20 protein-coding genes, 1 tRNA gene and 1 riboswitch are annotated in these 22,549 nt (G+C 35.8%); of the genes, 4 read left to right on the forward strand and 17 right to left on the reverse strand.

Annotated features, from left to right (window positions below; translation table 11 throughout):
- Positions 1–17 precede the first annotated feature (17 nt).
- The 8 genes from rsmA to trpS all read right to left on the reverse strand — a co-directional run bounded on the left by rsmA (position 18) and on the right by trpS (position 9,382).
- A complete protein-coding gene (rsmA, locus tag SO785_RS07675) occupies positions 18–902 on the reverse strand; it encodes a 16S rRNA (adenine(1518)-N(6)/adenine(1519)-N(6))-dimethyltransferase RsmA (protein ID WP_003548878.1) in 885 nt (294 codons plus the stop codon).
- Positions 892–1,479 carry a ribonuclease M5 gene (gene rnmV, locus SO785_RS07680; RefSeq protein ID WP_003548877.1) on the reverse strand — a complete coding sequence of 196 codons (588 nt, stop codon included), beginning with the start codon at positions 1,477–1,479 and terminating at the stop codon, positions 892–894. Before rnmV ends, rsmA begins: the two co-directional genes overlap by 11 nt.
- A complete protein-coding gene (locus tag SO785_RS07685) occupies positions 1,466–2,233 on the reverse strand; it encodes a TatD family hydrolase (RefSeq protein WP_003548876.1) in 768 nt (255 codons plus the stop codon). The genes rnmV and SO785_RS07685 overlap by 14 nt, the downstream gene beginning before the upstream one ends.
- Positions 2,233–4,209, reverse strand: coding sequence for a methionine--tRNA ligase (gene metG, locus SO785_RS07690; protein ID WP_011254078.1), 1,977 nt, complete (start codon positions 4,207–4,209; stop codon positions 2,233–2,235). The genes SO785_RS07685 and metG overlap by 1 nt, the downstream gene beginning before the upstream one ends.
- A gap of 96 nt (positions 4,210–4,305) precedes the next feature.
- Positions 4,306–6,969, reverse strand: coding sequence for a magnesium-translocating P-type ATPase (mgtA, locus tag SO785_RS07695; RefSeq protein WP_003548873.1), 2,664 nt, complete (start codon positions 6,967–6,969; stop codon positions 4,306–4,308).
- Positions 6,970–7,051: 82 nt separating this feature from the next.
- Positions 7,052–7,215, reverse strand: a riboswitch (M-box (ykoK) riboswitch).
- A 43-nt stretch (positions 7,216–7,258) separates the two neighbouring features.
- A complete protein-coding gene (locus SO785_RS07700) occupies positions 7,259–7,843 on the reverse strand; it encodes a TPM domain-containing protein (RefSeq protein WP_225852594.1) in 585 nt (194 codons plus the stop codon).
- Between the two features lie 13 nt (positions 7,844–7,856).
- Positions 7,857–8,336, reverse strand: coding sequence for a ComE operon protein 2 (locus SO785_RS07705; RefSeq protein WP_003548871.1), 480 nt, complete (start codon positions 8,334–8,336; stop codon positions 7,857–7,859).
- Between the two features lie 23 nt (positions 8,337–8,359).
- On the reverse strand, positions 8,360–9,382 hold the full coding sequence (trpS, locus tag SO785_RS07710) for a tryptophan--tRNA ligase (protein WP_003548870.1): 1,023 nt from the start codon (positions 9,380–9,382) through the stop codon (positions 8,360–8,362).
- A 105-nt stretch (positions 9,383–9,487) separates the two neighbouring features.
- On the opposite strand from trpS, the gene SO785_RS07715 reads away from it, so the two are divergent.
- Together SO785_RS07715 and SO785_RS07720 are read left to right on the forward strand one after the other, a co-directional pair.
- Positions 9,488–10,087: an SOS response-associated peptidase family protein gene (locus SO785_RS07715; RefSeq protein WP_003548869.1), complete on the forward strand. Its 600-nt coding sequence runs from the start codon at positions 9,488–9,490 to the stop codon at positions 10,085–10,087.
- Positions 10,088–10,128: 41 nt separating this feature from the next.
- A tRNA-Gly gene (locus tag SO785_RS07720) sits at positions 10,129–10,199 on the forward strand.
- A gap of 54 nt (positions 10,200–10,253) precedes the next feature.
- Here SO785_RS07720 and SO785_RS07725 read toward each other — a convergent pair.
- Positions 10,254–10,916 carry a CPBP family intramembrane glutamic endopeptidase gene (locus tag SO785_RS07725; protein WP_011254077.1) on the reverse strand — a complete coding sequence of 221 codons (663 nt, stop codon included), beginning with the start codon at positions 10,914–10,916 and terminating at the stop codon, positions 10,254–10,256.
- Between the two features lie 77 nt (positions 10,917–10,993).
- Positions 10,994–11,455, reverse strand: coding sequence for a transcription elongation factor GreA (greA, locus tag SO785_RS07730; protein WP_003548866.1), 462 nt, complete (start codon positions 11,453–11,455; stop codon positions 10,994–10,996).
- Positions 11,456–11,669: 214 nt separating this feature from the next.
- Here greA and SO785_RS07735 point away from each other — a divergent pair, with 214 nt between their 5' ends.
- Both SO785_RS07735 and SO785_RS07740 read left to right on the forward strand, forming a co-directional pair.
- Positions 11,670–12,095 (forward strand): Hsp20/alpha crystallin family protein, encoded by a 426-nt coding sequence (locus SO785_RS07735; RefSeq protein WP_011254076.1) that lies wholly within the window; start codon positions 11,670–11,672, stop codon positions 12,093–12,095.
- Between the two features lie 143 nt (positions 12,096–12,238).
- Entirely contained in the window at positions 12,239–13,555 is a 1,317-nt protein-coding gene (locus SO785_RS07740) for a C1 family peptidase (RefSeq protein ID WP_011254075.1), read from the forward strand.
- A gap of 52 nt (positions 13,556–13,607) precedes the next feature.
- Here SO785_RS07740 and SO785_RS07745 read toward each other — a convergent pair whose 3' ends face one another.
- The 7 genes from SO785_RS07745 to SO785_RS07775 form a co-directional block, all read right to left on the reverse strand.
- Positions 13,608–14,552, reverse strand: coding sequence for an ABC transporter ATP-binding protein (locus SO785_RS07745; protein ID WP_021874012.1), 945 nt, complete (start codon positions 14,550–14,552; stop codon positions 13,608–13,610).
- Positions 14,553–14,572: 20 nt separating this feature from the next.
- Positions 14,573–15,631 carry an ABC transporter ATP-binding protein gene (locus SO785_RS07750; RefSeq protein ID WP_003548860.1) on the reverse strand — a complete coding sequence of 353 codons (1,059 nt, stop codon included), beginning with the start codon at positions 15,629–15,631 and terminating at the stop codon, positions 14,573–14,575.
- Positions 15,632–15,646: 15 nt separating this feature from the next.
- Complete coding sequence (locus SO785_RS07755; RefSeq protein ID WP_011254074.1) at positions 15,647–16,678, reverse strand: ABC transporter permease; 1,032 nt, start codon at positions 16,676–16,678, stop codon at positions 15,647–15,649.
- A 7-nt stretch (positions 16,679–16,685) separates the two neighbouring features.
- Positions 16,686–17,615 (reverse strand): oligopeptide ABC transporter permease, encoded by a 930-nt coding sequence (gene opp3b / locus SO785_RS07760; RefSeq protein ID WP_011254073.1) that lies wholly within the window; start codon positions 17,613–17,615, stop codon positions 16,686–16,688.
- A 161-nt stretch (positions 17,616–17,776) separates the two neighbouring features.
- On the reverse strand, positions 17,777–18,919 hold the full coding sequence (guaB, locus tag SO785_RS07765) for an IMP dehydrogenase (RefSeq protein ID WP_011254072.1): 1,143 nt from the start codon (positions 18,917–18,919) through the stop codon (positions 17,777–17,779).
- Between the two features lie 147 nt (positions 18,920–19,066).
- Positions 19,067–20,695 (reverse strand): peptide ABC transporter substrate-binding protein, encoded by a 1,629-nt coding sequence (locus SO785_RS07770; RefSeq protein ID WP_011254071.1) that lies wholly within the window; start codon positions 20,693–20,695, stop codon positions 19,067–19,069.
- A gap of 79 nt (positions 20,696–20,774) precedes the next feature.
- Positions 20,775–22,400: a peptide ABC transporter substrate-binding protein gene (locus SO785_RS07775; RefSeq protein WP_003548835.1), complete on the reverse strand. Its 1,626-nt coding sequence runs from the start codon at positions 22,398–22,400 to the stop codon at positions 20,775–20,777.
- Positions 22,401–22,549 lie beyond the last annotated feature (149 nt).

Raw genomic sequence — 22,549 nt, forward strand, 5'->3', positions numbered from 1 at the left:
AAAATCAATATTATACACTACTTGGCTGGTATATTTCTAGCTATTTCAATAAATTGATCAATTGTTAAATCTTCTGGTCTAACTCTTGGATCAACTCCCAATTTACTAATTAAAGCTTCACGCTCTTTAGCATTTGGAATCAAAGCCTTTAAGTTGTTATTTAATGTTTTTCTTCTCTGAGAGAAGCACATCTTAACTACCCAAATAAAGTGTTTACGGTTTTCAATCTTGGGTCTTTCTTGAAGTGGTGTTAAAACCACAACACTGGAATCCACCTTAGGACGAGGCATAAATGATGTACTCTTAACTTCAAGCGCAATTTTGACATTCATTTCTGTTTGAACAGAAATTGTTAAAGGACCATATTCTTTATTACCTGGTTTGGCTTCTAATCTTTCTGCCACTTCTTTTTGCATCATTAATGTCAAACTAGAAAAATGCAAATCAGATTCAGATAAAGCGAAGATAATGGGAGTAGTAATGTAATATGGTAAATTAGCTACTACCTTAATTGGCTGTTTCATATCGAAAAATCCCGCTAAGTCATTTTGAAAATCTGCCTTAAGAACATCTTTTAACAAAAGTTTAAAACGATCATTTAATGACTGTTCGCCAATCTTTTTAGGCAATTCATTATGCAAAATTTCAGGTAAGCTATCATCAACTTCATATGCAAAAACCTTAGCACCAGCCAAAAGAAGCTGTTCCGTTAAAGAGCCAATCCCTGGACCAATTTCAATTACTTGATCTCCTGGTTGAATATCAGCTGCCTCAACAATCCCTAAGATTGCATCTTGATCAACTAAAAAGTTTTGACCCAAATTTTTCTTAGCTTTTACAAAATAGCGATTAATAATTGCCTTAGTTCTAACGGGTGAACCAATTGGAATATTATTTGCCATTTTTTACCTCCTCAACAGCCGTTTTTAATTCATCAACAGCCGTTTTTAATTCATCAAGTGAAATTCCAAAAGTATGCAAGCGATTATAAAATTGCTTGGAATTGCCATAGCCAACACTAAGCCTTATCCCAACTTGTTCACGCAGCTTACGTGAGCCGCTACCTCCTGCTAAACCTAACTTATTATATTCTTCCATGGTTAGATCACTTTTTTGAGGATCAACTTCATGTAAATCTTTCAAAGCTCTTTCAATAGCTTCTTTTGAAGCATGTTCTACACCTAAGCTACCTTTTTTATGAGGTTCGCCTTCTTTACGTGTAATAAAAGCCTGTTTAGCACTAGGAACAGCATTAGTCACAATCCGGCGAATTCTTTCACCGTTAAAATCTGGATCAGTGAAGACAATAATTTGTCTTGTCTTGCTTAATTTCTTCAATTGATTTAAAACAGCATCAGAAACAGCAGATCCATTAGTTTCTACGGTTTCAATACCTGGGAAAAATTGTTTTAAGCGAATAGTATCGTCTTTTCCCTCAACGACGATTACCGCATCAAAATTCTTTCTATTTAAGACCATAAACTCTCACTGCATTTTTATAAGTAACATCAGCTACTTCCTTAAGCGGAATATCTCTTAGTTTAGCAATTGCTTCAGCAACATAACGCACATATCCAGTTTCATTTTGTTTACCTCGATAGGGCTTAGGTGTTAAATATGGCGCATCAGTTTCAATCAAAAGGCGATCAAGTGGAACAACTTTGGCACTCTCATGTACTTCTGTTGCTTTGGTAAAAGAGACAACACCAGAATATGAGAAATAGATATTTAAGTCTAAAAACTTATTCAACCAATCTACGCCACCATTAAAGTTATGTAAAACGGCTCCATATTCAAGATTGCTATTTTTTAAAATATCGTAGCAGTCTTCAAACGCATCCCTACTATGAATATTAACTGGCATCTTCAAATCATGAGCAACTTCAATCTGTCTTTTAAAAACTTCACGCTGCTTATCACGTGGAGATTCATCCCAGTAATAATCCAAGCCAATTTCACCAAGTGCAACTACCTTAGGCATTTTTAATTGCTTGATTAATTCATCTTCTGCTTTTTGATCATAATCTTTAGCAATATCAGGACAGTATCCTACCATTGCATAAACATTATCAAATTTTTGGGCTAATTCTACAGCTCGCTTATTAAATTCAGGATCTTGACCAACACAAATTACCTTTGTAACGCCCAAGCCTTTAGCACGATCAAGATAATACTGTTCTTTTCCACGAAAAGGCTCATCGTTTAAATGGGTATGGTTATCAATAAGCTCCATTAACCTAATTCAGCTCCATTTGCATGTTCATCTTCAACTAAAGCTAACTTAATCTCGCCATCTTTTTCACTAGATAAAAGCATGCCTTCACTTAAATGACCTAGCATCTTACGTGGCTTCAAGTTAGTAACAGCTAATACCTTTTTATCTAAAAGTTCACTAGCATCTGGATAAAACTTACGGATACCACTTAAAATTTGACGTTCTTTACCATCACCAAAGTCGAGCTTAAACATCAAAAGCTTACTTGATCCCTTAACGGGTTCTACTGATAAAATTTGGCCTACTTGAATCTTTACCTTATCAAAGTCATCAATAGTAATTTCGTCGGTCTTCTTTTGTTCACTTCTAGTGGTCTTCTTTGGCTTAGCTTTAGCCATTTCATCTTTGATGTACTTAATTTCTTCTTCAGCTTTAAGACGTGGGAAGATTGGAGTTGGCTTTTCAACCACCTTAGTATTCCAGCCAAAGTCATTAAATGCTAATTTTCTTTCATCTTCATCATTCCAGTTCAAGCCAAGTTGCTCAAACATCTTAGGTGCTGTTTCAGTCATAACTGGTTCAATCATAACTGCAATCAAGCGAAGACTTTCTGCCAAATTAGACATTACATGTGAAAGTTCTTCAATCTTGCCTTCCTTATTAAGTACCCAAGGAGTAGTTTCATCGATGTATTTATTAGCACGTGCAACAAGTTTCCAGATGCTATCTAATGCTTGTGAGAAGTGGAGTGAGTCCATGTATTCTCTATAGTCAGCAATTACACTAGCAGCAGTATCTTGCAATTCTTTGCCGAATTTATCTTGTGCTACTGGAACTGGGGCTACTTGACCGTTTTGATATTGATTAATCATTGATACAGTACGGTTTAATAAGTTCCCTAAGTCATTTGCTAGATCATAGTTAATTCTTTCAACAAAGTCTTCTGGAGTAAAGATACCATCTGCACCAAATGGAAGTGCACGCATTAAATAGTAACGAAGTGGGTCAACGCCGTAACGACTAGTAAGTGACTCTGGGTAAACTGCGTTGCCTTTAGATTTAGACATCTTACCATTCTTCATCAATACCCAACCGTGACCAATAATATGCTTTGGAAGTGGCAAATCAAGAGCCATCAGCATGATTGGCCAATAAATAGTGTGGAAGCGGACAATTTCCTTACCTACTAAGTGAACATCTGCAGGCCAGTATTTCTTAAATAAAGCATCATTATCTGAGCCATAGCCTAATGCAGTAATATAGTTTGAAAGAGCATCAATCCATACATAAACTACATGTTTTGGATCACTTGGAACAGGAATACCCCAGTTAACCGTAGTACGAGTTACTGAAAGATCTTCCAGTCCTGGCTTAATGAAGTTATTAAGCATTTCTTTTTCACGTGAGTGAGGCAAAATGAAATCAGGATGTTCCTTGTAGTATTCAACCAATCTATCAGCATATTTACTCATCTTGAAAAAGTATGATGGTTCTTTAACTAAACGAACTTCGTGACCACTAGGAGCTTTACCACCGATAACATTGCCATTATCGTCTTTATATACTTCAGCAAGTTGTGATTCAGTAAAGTATTCTTCATCTTCAACTGAGTACCAACCGGTGTATTCACCTAAGTAGATGTCGCCTTTCTTTAAAAGCTTTTCAAAAATCTTTTGAACAGCCTTAACGTGTTCTTCATCAGTAGTTCTAATAAACTTGTCATAAGAAATATTCAAGCTCTTCCACAATTTCTTGTAAGAATCTGCCATCTTATCTACAAATTCCTTAGGTTTAATTCCTTGAGCTTCAGCCTTTTGTTCAATTTTTAAACCGTGTTCATCGGTACCAGTTAAGAAAAATGTATCAAAACCTTGGCTACGTTTGTAACGAGCCATAGTATCAGCTGCAATTGTGGTATAAGCGTTACCGATAGTCAATCTACCAGATGGATAGTAAATTGGAGTTGTAATATAAAAAGTATCTTTATCAGCCATTAATTTCATGCTCCTTTATTGTCTAAAATATCTATTCTATCTTACCACGAAAACAATATTAAAAAGAGATTGGCAAATAATCCAATCCCTTTTTTTCTAAAATTTTCCGTTTTTCAAATAAATCTTTTTTACGATTGTCGTCAATAAAACATAAATTACTTCAATAATGAAAATAACTAACAAAAAATCAAATGGTAAATCTGTCATTCCCAAGCTGGCTGCAATGCTTGATGAAGGAAGAGCTGTCCCCCAAATAGCTATACCAAATGTAACTAAAAATACAATCGGTGTAGCATGTTGGCCAAAGAATGGGAATCGCTCATCACGTAAAGTATGAATTACCATTTCTCTAGTCCACAGTGATTCAATAAACATTCCTGAATAAAACAGTGAAATAAAGACCCAATGATGATAATTCGGTCCTACCAATCGTGGACAAATCACATAGAACATTAGAGCCATCATAATGAAATCAACAATTGCAGGAATAGGACCAAACGAAAACATAAATTTAGGCCATTTTCTAATTGACCATTGCTGTGGCTTTTTCACATAACTTCTTGAAACACTGTCAAATGGAATAACTAGACAGCTGATACTATAAAGTAAATCTAAAATTAATAATTGTAATGGAAGAAGTGGCAAAAATGGCAAAATAATTGATGCTACAACCATTGTGATAACACTGCCAAAATTGGTTACCAAAAAAGTCTTGATATACTTCATCGTATTTGAAAAGACCTTACGTCCAGTAATAATCATTTCTTCCAATAGTTGCAAATCTTTTTGTTCAAGGATTATATCTGCCGATTCCTTGGTAATATCAACTGCATTATTTGAAGTAACAGTGACATCAGCCACTTTCATTGCCAAAGTATCTTTATTGCCATCACCCATGTAACCAACAATATGACCATTTTTTTGCAAAGCATTGATAATTTTCGTTCTTAATTCTGGGGTTAGATGAACAAAAATATCACACTTTTCAACAATCTTAGCCATTTCTTCTGATGTGGCCGCCTCAATTTGTTCACCATCATAGACGGTATCCACATTTAGTCCTACTTGAAGAGCAATTGCTCGAGTAACGGCTTCATTATCACCTGTAAAAATTTTGACATTAACGTTATCATCTTTCAGGCTTTGTAAGGCTTCTTTAGTACTTTCTTTAGGTGGATCAAGATATGCCAAATAACCAATAATAGTTAAATCATTTTCATCTTTCGCAGAAAACTCACCCACAGGCGCTGGATTAACTTTATAGCCAATAAGCAAGACCCTTAAACCATCATCATTTAATTCATTAATTTGATTTAAAATCTTTTCACGCCAAGCCGAGGTTAATTTTTCAATTCGACCATCTACCTCAACCTTACTTGAAATATTAAGCATCCCTTCTGCAGCGCCTTTAGTCACCAAAATATGTTGACCATGATGATCGTCATTATCAACGACTACAACACTCATTCTTTTTCTAATGTAATCAAAAGGAATTTCATCAATCTTGTTATAGTCACGTTGAATTTCATTAACGTTTAATTCATCTCCAGCTGCATCAATAACAGCTTTATCAATCAAATCTTCCATACCCGTTTGATAATATGCATTCAAATATGAAAATTTCAGAATACGCGGCTTTTCTTGCATATTCAAGTCATAGTGACGCTCTAAAACCACTTTATTCTGCGTTAAAGTTCCAGTTTTGTCGATACAAAAAACATCTGTCGAGCCAATATTCTGAATTGCATTCATCTGTTTGACAACGGCACCTTGTTTAGCCATCTCTATTGCACCTTTAGTTAAGTTACTATTCACAATGATTGGCAAAACTTCTGGTGTTAAGCCGACTGCTGCTGCTAAAGCAAAAATCAAACTTTCGCCCCAGTTTCCTTTAGTCACTCCGTTAATCAAAAATAAAACGGGTACTAAAATTGCGGCTGCCACAATTAAGATCTTAGCTAATTGTTTAATTTCACGATCAAATAATGTTACTTTAACTTTCTTACGGAAAATATGTTGTACCTTTTTACCGAAGACTGTGTTATTTCCTACGGCAAAGACAATTGCACTACCTGAACCTGATACTACCGTCATTCCCTCATAAAGAATATTAGGATAATTCAAATAATCCGCCAACATACTCGGCTTAAGCGAAACATTAGCCACCTTTTCTACTGGTTCAGAATCACCATCTAAATAACTTGATGAACAAAACAAGTCCTTACTTGTAAGAAGCTTCATATCTGCAGGAATCATGTCACCAGCAGATAAATTAATCACGTCTCCCACAACCACTTCATCTGTTGGTAATTCTACATTTTTACCATCACGTCGAATATTGGTTGTAACAGAAACCATCTCCAGTATCTTTTCCGTTACTTTAGCAATTCTAATTTTCTGTGCAAAATTGACACCTACAGAAATGATCAACATAATGACCATTACCAAAATAGTATCGATATCATTATTGCCTTGCGGCACCAAAATATAGCTAGTAAAAATCGTTAATAAGGTTAAAACAAGTAACACCACAGTAAATGGCGTCGCAATAGATTCCCACAATAAACGCCACTTTGAAGCATTAGTATTTGTTCTAATCTCATTTTTGCCGTATTCTCTTCTGTTTTCTTCAGCTTTCTTTGTTGAAAGCCCTTCGGCACTCGCTTGTAATCTAGCCAGCGTCTCACTTCGCGATTCACGAGCAATACGCTGAATTCTTTGAATGTCAACATTTGATCGTTTTTTAGCTGGTTTTAACATTCCTAACTCCCTTCATCATTGACAAGCAAACAAAAAAGCCCCCTGCAAATTCTGCAGGTGACTTTCGCGCCAAATAAAGCTTCCGTTATACTCGTCGTTCAGTTTTAACACTACGTGACGTAAGCACATGCTAGCTATCTGGATCTCGCCTTAAGTCGACGACACCTATTTAACCCGTTGGCATCTCTGGATGTTTCTGGGCGATAGCGTGTGTTCATGTAGGAGTCTCACCTAACAGTTTTTATATCTACAAAAAGTGTAAGGACTTATCCAAAATAAGTCAAGTTGACTAATTGTGTGGTTCGGAATTTCGATGACCAAATTTTTTTAATACATAAACAATTCCCATGATCAAAAATGCAAGTGCTAAAGCAATAGGTAGCGCTACACTATGTGGATGAGATATCTTATTTTGTTCACTACTAGTTAAATCATATTTATCTAAAGCATATTGATACTGCTGATCAACTTTAGTCGCACAGGCTCTAAAAACAAAACGTAGTCCCTGGTTGAATTTAGCATTATTTTGACTACGTAATTGATCAACTTCAGCCCGTAAAATATTAGCTCTAGCATCAGCAGTAAAAGCACCATGTAAATCTTTAGTTGAAAAGATTTGAACATTTCTTTTGCTTCCCTTTTGCCCTACCACAATAAAAACGGTGCGCTTAGAATGATCTAATGTCTTAGGAGTTAACTTATTTAATTTTTTAACCGTAATTACCACAATTTGTGGCTGTTCTTTAGTTTGAAGATAGCGATTATTTTTTTCATTAATTAGAGTCTTCGTCTCTTTATTTAAAATATGTGCATTATCTTCAATATTTGATTGTACAAATCCTGTAGTCGTTAAAAATACAGCTAGTAAACCAATTAACCAAATAAAATTAATTCTCGTCTTCTTCAAGTTTATGGGCCAAGCCTTCCACGTATTTTCGATCGATCTTAATTTGTTCATATGGTACCCCGCAATCATGAAGCAGTTTCATTGCTAATGGATTATCGCGATAGTCAAAATAATAGTTTATCTTTTTAATACCTGCTTGAAGTAAAGATTTACAGCAATTATAGCAAGGAAAATGCGTTACATAAATTTCAGTACCATCTGTTGAAACACCAAATTTTGCACATTGAATAATTGCATTCATCTCTGAATGAATAGTTCTAACGCAGTGCCCATCAACCATCTGATGGCCTACTTCATCACAGTGAGGTTGACCTGAAACAGAGCCATTATAACCTGTCCCAATGATGCGATTATCCTTAACTAAAACGCTACCTACTAACGCCCGATTACAAGTTGACCGTTGGGCAATAACCAGTGCCTGCATCATAAAATATTGTTTCCAAGGGATTCGATCGTGCATGATTTACCTCTTATTTTTCAAAATTATCTATTTTTAAAATAGTTTAAACCAATGGCATCACGAACTTCTTCCAAAGTCTCGTTAGCAACTTTGTTAGCTTTCTTTGACCCTTCCAAAAGCATTTCATAAACTGCATCTTCATCTTGTGCAAATTTTTCACGGCGTTCACGAATTGGTGCAAGTTCATTTTCAAGCACTTTGTTTAAGTAACGCTTAATCTTGACGTCACCCAAGCCACCCTTTTGGTATTCTGCTTTAAGTTCTGCTACCTTATCCTTATCTGGATCAAATACATCAAGATAAGTAAATACAGTGTTACCTTCAACTTTACCTGGATCTTCAACATGAATGTGGTTTGGATCAGTGTACATTGACATAACTTTCTTTTGAACAGTCTTAGCATCATCTGCAAGATAAATAGCATTGCCAAGAGACTTAGACATTTTAGCATTACCATCAAGACCTGGAAGACGACCTTGGCCCTTAGGTGGGAAGTACCCCTTTGGTTCAACTAAAATATCAGTATTGTAAACACGGTTAAAAGTTCTTACAATTTCACGTGTTTGTTCAAGCATTGGTTCTTGATCATCACCAACAGGGATCAAAGTCGCCTTAAATGCAGTAATATCTGCAGCTTGAGAAACCGGATAATTTAAAAATCCGACAGGAATAGAATCCTTAAAGTCTTTTTGCTTAATTTCAGTTTTTACAGTAGGGTTTCTTTCAAGACGCGCTACTGATACAAGATCCATGTAATATGAAGTCAATTCAAATAGTGCTGGGATTTGAGATTGAACGTAGATAGTTGACTTAGTAGGATCAATACCTACAGCTAAATAGTCTAATGCCACCTGAATCAAGCTATTACGAATTTTTTCAGGATTACGAGCATTATCAGTTAAAGCTTGAGTATCTGCAATCATAATATATGGATCATATTTACCAGAATTTTGTAATTTTACTCTGTTTTTTAATGAACCAATATAGTGACCGATATGAAGCTTACCAGTTGGACGGTCACCGGTTAATAAAATCTCTTTTGCCATAATCTTGCTCTTTTCTAAATTTATTTTTTGTATTTATTGCTTAATTACCTAATTTTAACAAAAATTAAGCTATGATTAAACTATCACTAGTGAAAGGATATAAGCATGTGTAATCAATTTCGTCTACCCAAATTGGCCCAAATAAAAAAATACTTAAATGCAGATTTAAACTTACCTTTAGTCGAACCTCAAATAGATATTTTCGAAGAAAAAGACATTTTTCCTAATCAAATTGCGCCAGTTTTGCTTTATCAAGACCAAAAACTACAACTCATCAATAAAAATTGGGGCTACCCCAGTCCAGTAGATAGTAAACCTTTATTCAATGCTAGAATTGAGCGCTTTTATGAAACGAAGCCTTCAATGTGGGACGAATCATTTGCTAAACAACGTTGTTTAATTTTAACTAATGAATTTTTCGAATATTCCAAAAATACTTATCACGCATCAAACGGCAAAAGTTATTATGAACGTTATAGTTTCAAAAGTAAGCAGCCAATTACAATGATTGCTGGAATTTATGATCAAAATAATTTTGCAATGGTCACGACCAAACCCAATTCAACAATGCAGCCGATTCATAATCGAATGCCTTTAGTAATTGAACCTCAAGAACTTCGGCGTTGGCTTTTTCAAAATTTTACCAGTTTAATAAATCGGGAAAATATTACTCTTCAAGTAGAAAAAATACCCAGAAAAAAATAATTGCTTTATTCAGAAAAAGAATGATAAAATAAAAGCAGATTGCGGGTATAGTTAAATGGTAGAACGACAGCTTCCCAAGCTGTAGATGCGGGTTCGATTCACGCTATCCGCTTAAAAGAATAAAGGATGAGACATTAGACTTTGTCTCATCCTTTATTTTTTGCTCTTAAACCATAATCACAGTTAAAACGCCACTTACTATTGCCAGATACATTGGAAGAAAAAGCGTTTGAGAATATAAGTAACTCCAGGCAAACAACATTCCATAGGCTGCTTCAATTGCGAAAGTTTCGATTGAACTTTGATAATTCAATAAGCTAAAAATCAAGCCTGAAATAATAATTCCCGTTACTGCCGCTCTTTTAGCATTATTACGAAACGCATAATTAAATAAAAAACCTGTTGCCAAAAATTCCTGCAAAATCGGTAATATAATTCCTTCTACTACAATCAAGAACCAAAACATATCATTAGACTGATTCTTTAAGTAGATCGCCTGAAAATCATAATAATTAATTTTGCCATACGCTTGTAAATACGAAATAGTAATTCTTGTTGCCGTAATTATCAAAGTTAATAAGACAACTACTGAAAAATTTCCGAGCCAAGGTAATTTAAAATCACGGGCAAAAAAGCGCTGCTCTCGATTAAAGCGATAAATATAAAATAGTAAAACCATTGCTGCAATTAGACCGAACAAAATCAAGTCCCAAATATGCAACGGCGACTTTCTAGTAACTAGCTTTATTACAGCAAAAACCAGCACATAACCTATTAAATATACCGCATAGCGAATAATATTGCCTTCTCTTGACTCTGGCGTATTCAAAGCGTCTCACTCCTAATCTGGATAGTGTCCTACAAATCCAATATTATACCAAAAAAGTACAGTTTATTGAATAATTGTTATTTTACTTCTACAATTGTTACTTTATATTCTCCAGCAGGTGCTTCAACAATTGAAGTTACCCCTGCTTCTTTTTTCATAATTGCTTGCCCAAGTGGTGAGTCAAAAGAGATTTTACCATCCTCTAAATTTGCTTCCATCCGGCCGACAATCTTATATTCTTCGGTTTCATCGTCATCGTCAAACTTTAATACAACAGTCTTACCTAGATCTACTTTACCGTCATCTTTAGTTTCAACGATTTCCGCATATTTTAATTGTTTATCTAAATAACGTAGCCGACTTTGTAAATGTCCTAAATCGCGCTTAGCTTCAGTATATTCAGTATTTTCTGATAAGTCTCCCAATGCACGAGCGTCCTGTAAAATCTTAATTCTACGTGGACGATCTTTCTTTAAACGTGCAATTTCATCTTCAATTTGTTTATAGCCTTCTGGCGTCATTTTTTGAAAATATACCATAAATAAAATGCTTGCTCCTTTGTCTTTTAATTATACAAAAGTTATCCACAAGTGTTAATCATTGATTTAATCATCTTTTTAAGCGAAATTAGCACTAAATATTAAAGAGTGCTAAATAGTTTAATTTTTTTAATAAACGACTAAAATAATCAGTGTAAGAAAAAAATGAATCCTTACAAATTAGAAACTAAACAAAATGAAAGGAAGTTTTATTATGGCAAACGATATGATGAATCGTCGCAATGATATGATGGATGCAATGAACGATTGGTTTGGTTTTCCAAGAAACTTCTTTGATGACAGCGAAATTGAAAATATCATGCAATCAGATGTTGCAGAAACTGATAAGGACTATGTAGTTAAGATTGATATGCCCGGCATGAATAAAGACGACATCAAACTTAATTACAAAGATGGCGTTTTAAGCGTGGCCGGTACTAGAAAAGCCTTTAAAGATACTAACGATAAGGAAAGAAATATCATCCACAAAGAAAGAAGCGAAGGTAGTATCTCAAGAAGCTATAGATTGCCAAATGTAGTTGCAAATGAGATTCATGCAAAGTATGATAATGGTGTATTAACCATCACCCTACCAAAGCAAACTGCTGGGGATGATGATAATTCTATCCAGATTGATTAAATTATTAGATTATTGCAAGAAGTCTGATTAATTTAAATGGATAATTCTCTAAAACGGGTTCAATGATTGAACCCGTTTTTGTTTTGGCTTAAAATAGTAGTTAATTTAAGAAAAGATTAAAAATGAGAAAAGGAGATTTTTTAATGGCTCATGAACTCACTGTGCAAGAACTAGAAAAGTTCTCTGCTGATTTTAACAAGAATCCAAAGAATAAAATTATTGCTCGTGCGGCTCAACGTAGCGGTGTGCTCGAAGCATCTTACAACGATCGCGTAGAAGGTGAATTAACTCGCGTTTTTTCAACGGAATTAGATACTGACAACGTTACTAACCAACTTCACTCAGGTCGTTGCTGGGAGTTTTCAACCTTAAATGTTTTGCGTCATGCATTTGGCAAGAAGTACAAAGCAAAGAACTTTACCTTCTCACAAGCCTACAACTTCTTCTGGGATAAGATTGAACGTGCTAATATGTTCTACAATCGTATCTTAGATAGTGCTGACATGCCTCTTGATTCTCGTCAAGTGAAAGCTGATCTCGACTTTGCTGGTGCAGACGGTGGACAATTCCAAATGGCTGCCGCATTAGTAGAAAAATATGGCGTTGTTCCTTCATACGCAATGCCTGAAACTTTCAACACTAATAATACAACTAGCTTTGCGACAGCTCTTGGTGACAAGCTTAAAAAAGACGCATTAGTTCTTCGTGAATTAAAGCAATATGGTAAAGATGACGAAATCGCTAAGACTCGTGAAAAATTCTTGAGTGAAGTTTACCAAATGACTGCTATCGCTGTCGGTGAACCACCTAAGACGTTTGATCTTGAATATCGTGATGATGATAAGAAATATCATTTAGACAAGAATCTTACACCACTTGAATTCTTACATAAGTATATGGGTGAGGTTGATTTTGATGACTATGTTGTTTTAACTAATGCACCTGATCATGAATACAACAAGTTATACGGTCTTCCAGCAGAAGATAACATTGAAGGCTCACTTAGAATCAAGCTTTTAAATGTACCTATGGAATACTTATCATCAGCTGCTATTGCTCAATTAAAAGATGGTGAAGCAGTATGGTTTGGTAACGATGTTCTTCGTCAAATGGACCGCAAGACTGGTTATCTTGATACTAACCTTTACAAACTTGACGATTTATTCGGCGTTGATCTTAAGATGTCTAAAGCTGACAGATTAAGGACTGGTGTTGGTGAAGTTTCACACGCAATGACCTTGGTTGGTGTTGATGAAGATAATGGCGAAATCCGTCAATGGAAGGTCGAAAACTCATGGGGCGAAAAATCTGGTTCTAAAGGATTCTTTGTTATGAGTAATGACTGGTTCAACGACTATGTATATGAAGTTGTTGTTCACAAGAAGTATTTAACCGATAAGCAAAAAGAACTTGCAGAAGGTCCTATTACCGACTTGCCTGCATGGGATTCATTAGCTTAATAAGCAATAAAAAAAGCCTCAAATTGTAATGAGGCTTTTTTTATTGCTTATTTTAATCTTCGTAACTTGCCGCAACTTGTTGATAATGCTTAACTTCATCATCTGTACAACGTACAAAATGACCTGGACGAATTTCGTGCATACTGCGTTCTTTACCATCCATTTCTTCTTTTTGTGCGTCATAAGGGATACGTTTACGACTGCGTTCTACATCTGGATCTGGAATTGGCACAGCAGAAATCAAACTCTTAGTATAGTCATGAAGCGGACGATCATAAACATCATCAGCTGGACCAACTTCAAGCAACTTACCATAGTGCATAACTCCAATACGATCTGAAATAAATTTAACCATTGATAAATCGTGTGCAATAAATAAGTACGTTAAGCCGCGCTTTTTCTGCAATTCAATCATCAAATTAACAACCTGAGCTTGAATTGACACATCCAAAGCGGAAATCGGTTCATCAGCGACAATAAATTTAGGTTCTACTGCTAATGCACGGGCTATCCCAATTCTTTGACGCTGACCACCTGAGAATTCGTGAGGAAAACGGCTGGCGTGACTTTCATTCAATCCAACAGTTTCAAGAAGTTCTTCTACTCTTTTAATTCTCTCCTCTTTGCTCTTAACTAAATGGTGAATATCAAGACCTTCTGCAATAATATCTTCAACAGTCATTCTTGGGTTAAGAGAAGCATACGGATCTTGGAAAATCATTTGTGCATCCCTAGTAAAAGCTAACTTGTCAGCGCGTGACTTAACACCAGCCACATTTTTACCTTCAAAAATGACCTCACCACTAGTTGGATTATACAATTGTAAAATTGAACGACCAGTAGTTGTCTTACCTGAACCAGATTCACCAACTAAACCAAAGGTTTCACCTTCATAAATATCAAAACTTACGTCATCAACAGCTTTGGTTACATTACGGCCATTTTTAAAGTATTGTTTTAGATGTTTTACTTCCAAAATTTTCTTTTTTTCTGGCATAAAATTCTCCTTTGCTGTTATTACTTAACCTTTGGTAATTTATCTTCTTGTTTCATAAAATCATATTTCTTCCAGCGCCTTTGAATTTCTGCTGGTGGATCAACTTTAGGTGCACCTGGTGCAAGTAACCAAGTTGCAGCATAGTGAGTATCGGTCACCTTAAAAAATGGCGGTTTACGCTCAATATCAATTTTCATTGCATACTTATTTCTTGGGGCAAATGGATCACCCTTAGGAGGATCAAGTAAGTTAGGTGGCGTACCTGGGATAGATTCAAGTGTATCACTATCAAGCGTAGGCATTGAATTAATCAAACCCCAAGTGTATGGATGTTGTGGATCATAGAAAATTTCATCTACACCACCGAATTCTAAGAATTCACCAGCATACATTACAGCTACACGATCTGCCATTCCAGCTACTACACCCAAGTCGTGAGTAATGAAAATAATCGAAGTTTTTACTCTCTTTTGTAAATCCTTCATCAAATCCAAAATTTCAGCTTGTACCGTTACATCAAGCGCAGTAGTTGGTTCATCCGCAAGCAAAATTTCCGGCTCACAAATAAGGGCAATTGCGATAACAATTCTTTGTCTCATACCACCTGAAAATTGGTGTGGGTATTCATTAATTCTTTCTTCCGCATTAGGAATACCAACTGCCCTCATCATTTCAAGTGCTTTAGCCCAAGCTTCTTTTTTAGATGCACCCTTATGCTTAATCAAAGGCTCTGCAATTTGTTGACCAATCTTCATTGTTGGATCAAGTGAAGTCATTGGATCCTGGAAAATCATTGAAATTTCATTACCACGAATCTTTTGCATTTCTTTTTCTGGTAATTCTAAAAGATTCTTACCGTGGAAATTAATTTCACCGCCCTGAATTTTAGCATTACGTGCTAACAAGCCGATAATACTACGTGTAGTAACAGATTTTCCTGAACCTGATTCACCTACGATTGCTAAAGTCTCACCCTTATTTAAGTGAAAAGAAACATCACGAATAGCCTTAACCTCACCAGCATAAGTGTGGAAATCAATTTTTAAATTTTTAACATCTAAAACTCTTTCTTCTGGCATTTAGGTTAATCCTTTCTATCTTTGTCCTCTTGGATCAAATGCATCACGCAAACCATCACCAAGTAAGTTAAATGCAATCATCAAGATACACAAAATAATTGCTGGGTACCACATTTGGTATGGTAAGAATTGGAAGTTCTTTTGACCTTCATTTAGAAGTACACCAAGTGAAGTTTCTGGTGCTGAAATCCCAATACCGATGAAACTCAAGAATGCTTCGAAGAAAATAGCAGTTGGAATGGTGTACATTGTTTGAATAATAATGATACTTGAAAGGTTAGGAACTAAGTGTTTCCAAGCAATCTTCCAAGGTGATTCACCAAGTGAACGAGCTGCTAAAACATATTCTTCATTCTTTAAACTCAGCGTCTCGGCTCGGACCTGTCGAGCCATCGTTGTCCAACTCGAAATGGCAATAGCCAAGATAATTGAAGTAATACCTGGCTTTAACACAACCAACATCAAAACAACAATAATTAAGTTAGGTACGGAGGAGATAATTTCGATTATCCGCTGCATCACGTTATCGACTCCCCCGCCTTTCCATCCGGACACTATTCCGTACGCAACACCAATTGTTAAGTCAAAGAAGGCTGCAACCAATGCAACAATCAATGAAATTTTTGTACCATAGATAATTCTTTGACCTAAAGAACGGCCTAAGTAGTCGGTACCAGCAATAAAGTACTTATTCTTGGGTACTCCATTTTGAGCATAGGCATCAACCCATTTACCATTTTGCTTAATCTTACCGTTTAAGCCATTAATTGCATCCATTCCTGGAACTTTTGCAGGTAAGTTAGCATATTGCGGATGTGATTTAACCAAAGTAGATTTGTTAATAAATGGCGTTGAACCAAAAGAAACGACAATCATAACAATAACGATAATTGCTGAAATCACAGCTGCCTTTCTTTGCTTAAAACGGATCCAAACGTTTTGTGCAAATGAAAGTGATGGACCAGCTATATTTTCATTATCTTGTGCCTCATCTTTTGATAAAGGTTCAAAGGCATCTGCAGGAAGGTTTAATTTTTCTTCAGCCATTTGTCTTTTAAGCCTCGCTTTCATCTAATCTAATTCTCGGATCAATCAATCCATAGATAATATCAGTGATTAACAAGATTACTACAAGGCCAATACAGTAGACCATTGTAATTCCCATAATAGTTGGATAGTCGTTAGTCAAAATAGACTTAACAAATTGTTCACCAATTCCTGGAATATTGAAGATGTTTTCAATAACCATTGAACCAGTCATTAAGGCAACTGCATAAGGCCCAATTAAAGTAACAAGCGGAATCATTGAGTTACGCATTGCGTGCTTTCTAATAACTTCCATTCTGCTTAAACCTTTAGCTTTACCTAATTCGATGTAGTCACTACTTAAAGTATCAACCATACTTGTTCTAATAAACCTGGCGGTCTCGGCAAAAGGCCCTACTGCTAAAGCAATCGTTGGCATGATTGTTTGCGAGAATTGCCCCCAGCCGGCTATTGGGAACCAGCCCAATTTTAACCCAATGTAGTATTGAAGAAGCACAGCCAAAACGAAGTTAGGAACTGATTTACCAATAATAGAGATTACAGTTGCAGTTGAGTCAACCCAAGTACCTTGGTTAACAGCAGCAATTGCGCCAACAATTACCCCGAGAATAACGCCAAGAACTAAAGCCTGAAGTCCTAATTGCATTGATGCGCCTAAACGAGCGCCGATCAATGCAGAGACAGGTTGATTACTGTATTGGAAAGAAGTTCCAAAATCGCCATGTAGCATTCCACCAATATAAATTAAATATTGTTGCCATACAGGCTTATTCAAACCATATTGTTGGTCCATAATTTGACGTTGAGTCAATGTCATCTTTGCCTCGTTAGCATAAGGTGAACCAGGCATTAACTTCATTAAGAAGAAGGTTACCGTGGCTACGATAAACAAAGTGAGGACCATATAAAAAATACGTTTCAATAGGTATCTAGCCATATTATTTGCTCCCTCATTTTCGTGTTATTATTTTAATGTTGTTTTAATTATACCAAAACATCTTAAAATATCTATAAAAAAGATTAATAAAATTAAAAAAATAAGAGAAAACGGTGGTTTCCTCTTATTTTTATCTATTATTTGTATACTTAGTAATTACTTTATTTATAATTAGGTGCTTCTTTAGTCATTTGAACATCATGCGGATGAGATTCACGAAGACCAGCATTAGTAATTTGAACAAATTGGGCCTTTTCAATCAACTCTGGAATATTAGCTGCACCACAATATCCCATACCTGAACGAAGTCCACCATCAATTTGGAAAACTACATCAGAAACATCGCCTTTGTATTCAACACGAGCTTCAACACCTTCTGGAACAAGCTTATTTGCTTCATTAACTCCACCTTGGAAATAACGATCACTTGAACCATGTGCTTGAGCCATCGCACCAACAGACCCCATACCACGGTAACGCTTGAACTTCTTACCATTGTCTTCAAAAATGTCACCAGGTGCTTCAGTAGTTCCACTAAGCATACTACCAAGCATTACAGCGTTACCACCAGCTGCTAATGCTTTAACTACATCACCAGAATATTTAATACCACCATCGGCAATAATTGGCTTGTTGTATTCGCGTGCTGCCGTTGCAGCGTCATAAATTGCAGTAATTTGAGGAACACCAACACCAGCCACAATTCTGGTAGTACAAATTGAACCAGGTCCGATACCGACTTTAACTACATCAACACCAGCATCAAATAATGCACGAGTTGCATCCCCAGTTGCCACATTTCCTGCAATTAAAGTTTGCTTTGGAAAATGTTCACGAATTTCTTTAATTTTACGTAATACTCCTGCGGAATGACCATGAGCAGTATCAATTATAATTGCATCTGCACCTGCTTCAAGAAGTGCTTCTGCTCTTTCAAATGTATCGCTAGTTACACCAACTGCTGCAGCACAAAGCAATCTATGTTGATCGTCTACTGCTGCTTTAGATGCGCCGCTTGGTACAATTACACTCTTAACGTTAGCTACTTCGCCAGCTTGTGCCTGAATAGACATATTCTTATGTACAACACCGAGCCCACCTTGGAGAGCCATTGCAATTGCCATTGCTCCTTCAGTAACGGTATCCATACCTGCACTGATCAATGGAATATTTAATTTAATGTTATCAGCAAGTTTAGTACTTAAATTAACTTCGTTTGGTAAAACATGACTTTCTGCCGGAATTAATAAAACATCATCGAAAGTTAAACCTTTTTTAGCGAATTTTGTATCCCAATTTGACATAGATGCTCTCCTTTTCTCATTCAAAAAAATTATTAGCTTTACTTTACTAGCTGATCTATCATTTTTCAAGCAAAAAATAAAAGCAAACTGAAATTATCAGTTTGCTTTTAACTTAAGAGAGAGACTTTATTGTTATGATTATCAAAATTAATTTTCTACGTAAGCATTCTTAAAGTTGTAAGGAGCACCCGCACCATTATAGATTACACCTTTAACAGTTGGGCGAACCATCCAGGCTTCTTCTGGGTGATACAAAGGAGTTACACCTTGTGTATCAATAATTCTTTGTTCAGCTTTAACCAATGAATTCCAACGTGTAGTTTCGCTAGGAGTTACTTTAGATTCTGCAATAAGTTTATCATAAGTAGAATCTGAGTATTTTTCCCAGTTTTGGGAATTGTTAGTCGTGTTCAAATCTAAGAAGGAAATTGGATCTGAGAAGTCAGCAGTCCAGCCCATCAAGAAGACATCATAATCACCATTTCCTGCATGATCTAAGGCAGTCTTCTTAGGAATACTTTGTACTCTAGCATTTACGCCTTTAAGTGCTGATTCAATAGCACTTTGTAAGTATTCGCCACCCTTCTTAGATGCATCGTCGTCATAAGTCAAAATAGTTAAGCTTACACTAGATTTGCCTAATTCTTTTTGTGCTTTCTTCCAGTATGCTTGTGCTTCTTTTCGATTGTAAGTATTGAATTTCTTAGTAGCATCACCTCGTACTAGGTCCGTATAGTCTTTACCATTCACTTCAGTCATGTTTTCTGGAGAAAGAGTATCTGCAGGTTCTGCAGCACCACCAACCGAGTTAGCTAACTCTTTTCTATTAACTGATAAAGAAACAGCTTTTCTGAAGTTTTCATTACTAAATGGCTTCTTCTTTTGATTCATTTCTAAGTAAATTGTTGAAGCAGTTTTTCTCAAAGTGTAACCTTTTTGATTCTTCAATTCTTTTGAAGCCTGTGGTCCAAGCAAAGCTGCATCAAGTTTTCCAGATTGATATAAATTGTAATCTGTTGAAGGAGTTTTTTGAACACTGTAGTTAATAGTGTCTAATTTAACATTTTTCTTATCCCAATAGTTTTTGTTCTTTTCTAGCTTCCAAGAAAGATTTGAACCTGTCCAGCCTTTTTGAACAAATGGGCCATTATAAACTGTAGTCTTGGATGAAGTTCCATAACTTTTACCATATTTTTCAACAGTTTTTTGGTTTTGTGGGAAAAACAATGGGAAACCCATTAACAACTTGAAATATGGAATACGTTTATCTAAGGTAACTACCAACTTATCATCACCAACCGCTTTAATACCTAAAGCAGTTGGTTTCTTCTTACCAGCAACAATATCATCAGCATTTTTCACACCAGAAAATAGATATGAATATTGAGAACCAGTACTTGGATCTACAGTACGACGCCAAGAATATACGAAGTCTTTAGCCGTTACAGGGTCACCATTTGACCATTTATCATTTTTACGTAAAGTAAATGTCCAAGTTTTACCATCTTTACTAGTACTTGTTTTAGTAGCCAAGCCCGGTTCAATTTTGGAATTTTTACCTAAACGATAAAGTCCTTCCATTGTGTTATTAAGTTGAGTAAAACTAGTCGCATCCGTAACTTTGGATAAGTCCATGCCTTCAATTTCAGTTTTATCCATCCAATTCAAAGTTTTTTTATTACCGCTTGATGAATTGCTGCTATTACTACAAGCTGCTAATGTACCAGCAGCCAAAGTTACAACGCCTGCAGCCATCATTTTTCGAAATTTATTCATTTTTCTTACCCCCTAAAGTGCAAAAAAGAGCAGCTAATTTTTTAGTAGCTACTCTTCTTTTCAAAGGACAATTTAAATTTTAGTTACCTGATACGTAGGCATTCTTGAAGTTGTAGTTTACGCCAGCACCGTTGTAAACAATACCCTTGATGTCTGGACGTACAAGCCAAGCTTCAGTTCTGTAGTAAAGTGGTGAAATACCTTGTTCGTTAAGCAAGATCTTTTCTGCCTTTTCAAGGTCATCCCAACGCTTAGTAGTATCTGGAGTAGTCTTAGAATCTGCGATTAACTTATCGTATTGTGAGTTACTCCACTTACCATTGTTGTTTGCATTCTTGCTAGTGAACAAGTCAACAAATGAAATTGGATCTGCAAAGTCTGCTGACCAAGCTGAAACAACTGTATCAAAGTTACCACTAGTTGAACGACTCAAACGAGTCTTGAATGGTACGTTTGATACTGATACCTTAATTCCCTTCAAGTTTTCTTCTAATTGACTTTGAAGAGTTTCAGTTGTCTTTTGACCTGAATCAGTATCATCTGAGAGAATTGAGAATGATACGCTCTTTACACCCAATTCTTTCAAAGCTTGCTTATAAAGCTTCTTAGCTTCAGTTGGGTTGTATGAAGTATCCTTCTTATCACCAACAACGCTAGACCAGTCTTTACCATCGTGATTTACTACACCCTTTGCAGTCAAACTAGTAGCTGGAGTGTTTGAACCACCTAAAGCATTTGCCAAAGCTTTTCTGTTAATTGACATTGAGATAGCTTTACGCAAGTTTTCATTCTTGAAAATCTTTTGCTTTTGGTTAAATTGCATGTAGAAGGTTGCAGCAGAATCACGTAATGTGTAACCAGCATTGTGTTTTAAGTTCTTAGTTTGTTGTGCATCTAAGATAGTTGCATCAAGCTTGTTTGATTGGTACAAGTTGTATGCAGTTGAAGGTGTCTTTTGAACACTGTAGTTAATAGTATCAAGCTTAACGTTCTTCTTATCCCAATAGTTCTTGTTCTTTTGAAGTTTCCATGAAAGATTAGAACCTGTCCAACCTTTTTGAACGAATGGGCCATTGAAGGCAGTAGTCTTAGATGAAGTACCATACTTGGAACCATTTGCTTCAACTACCTTTTGATTTTGTGGGAAGAATAGTGGGAATCCCATCAAAAGCTTGAAATATGGAATACGCTTGTCTAAAGTAACAACCAATTTGTTGTCGCCTTCGGCTTTAATACCTAAGCTGTTAACTGGGGCTTTACCAGCTGAAATTTGAGTTGCATTATGAATTCCTTCAAATAAGTAGGCATATTGTGAAGCTGTCTTTGGATCAACGGTTCTACGCCAAGAATAGACAAAGTCTTTAGCGGTTAATTTATCACCATTTGACCACTTAGAATCACGTAAGGTAAAAGTCCAAGTCTTACCATCTTTAGATACCTTGGTATTTGTAGCTAAGGCATTTTCAACTTTAGAGTTCTTACCCAAACGGTAAAGTCCTTCTTCTACGTTGTTTAATTGATTAAAACTAGTAGCATCAGTAGCCTTAGAAATATCCATTGTTGGAATTTCAGCAGCGTCCATCCAGCTAATTGACTTCTTAGCTGAACCTGATGAACTTGATGAATTATTACTACTACATGCTGCTAAGGCTGAACCAGCAACAAGAATTGTTGCTCCTGCAGCAAATACTTTTTTAAGCTTCATATTATTGCCCCTCTCATTTATGAGAAAATTAATAAAATTTCTTAAGTTGTTTATAAGTATATATTACGATTTTTTAATTTGCAAGTTTTTCTAATATTTGGGTAAATATATTAGTAAAAAATAAGCCTTGATACAGTTATATCAAGGCT

It is taken from the genome of Lactobacillus acidophilus, from assembly GCF_034298135.1.
Lineage (GTDB): Bacteria > Bacillota > Bacilli > Lactobacillales > Lactobacillaceae > Lactobacillus > Lactobacillus acidophilus.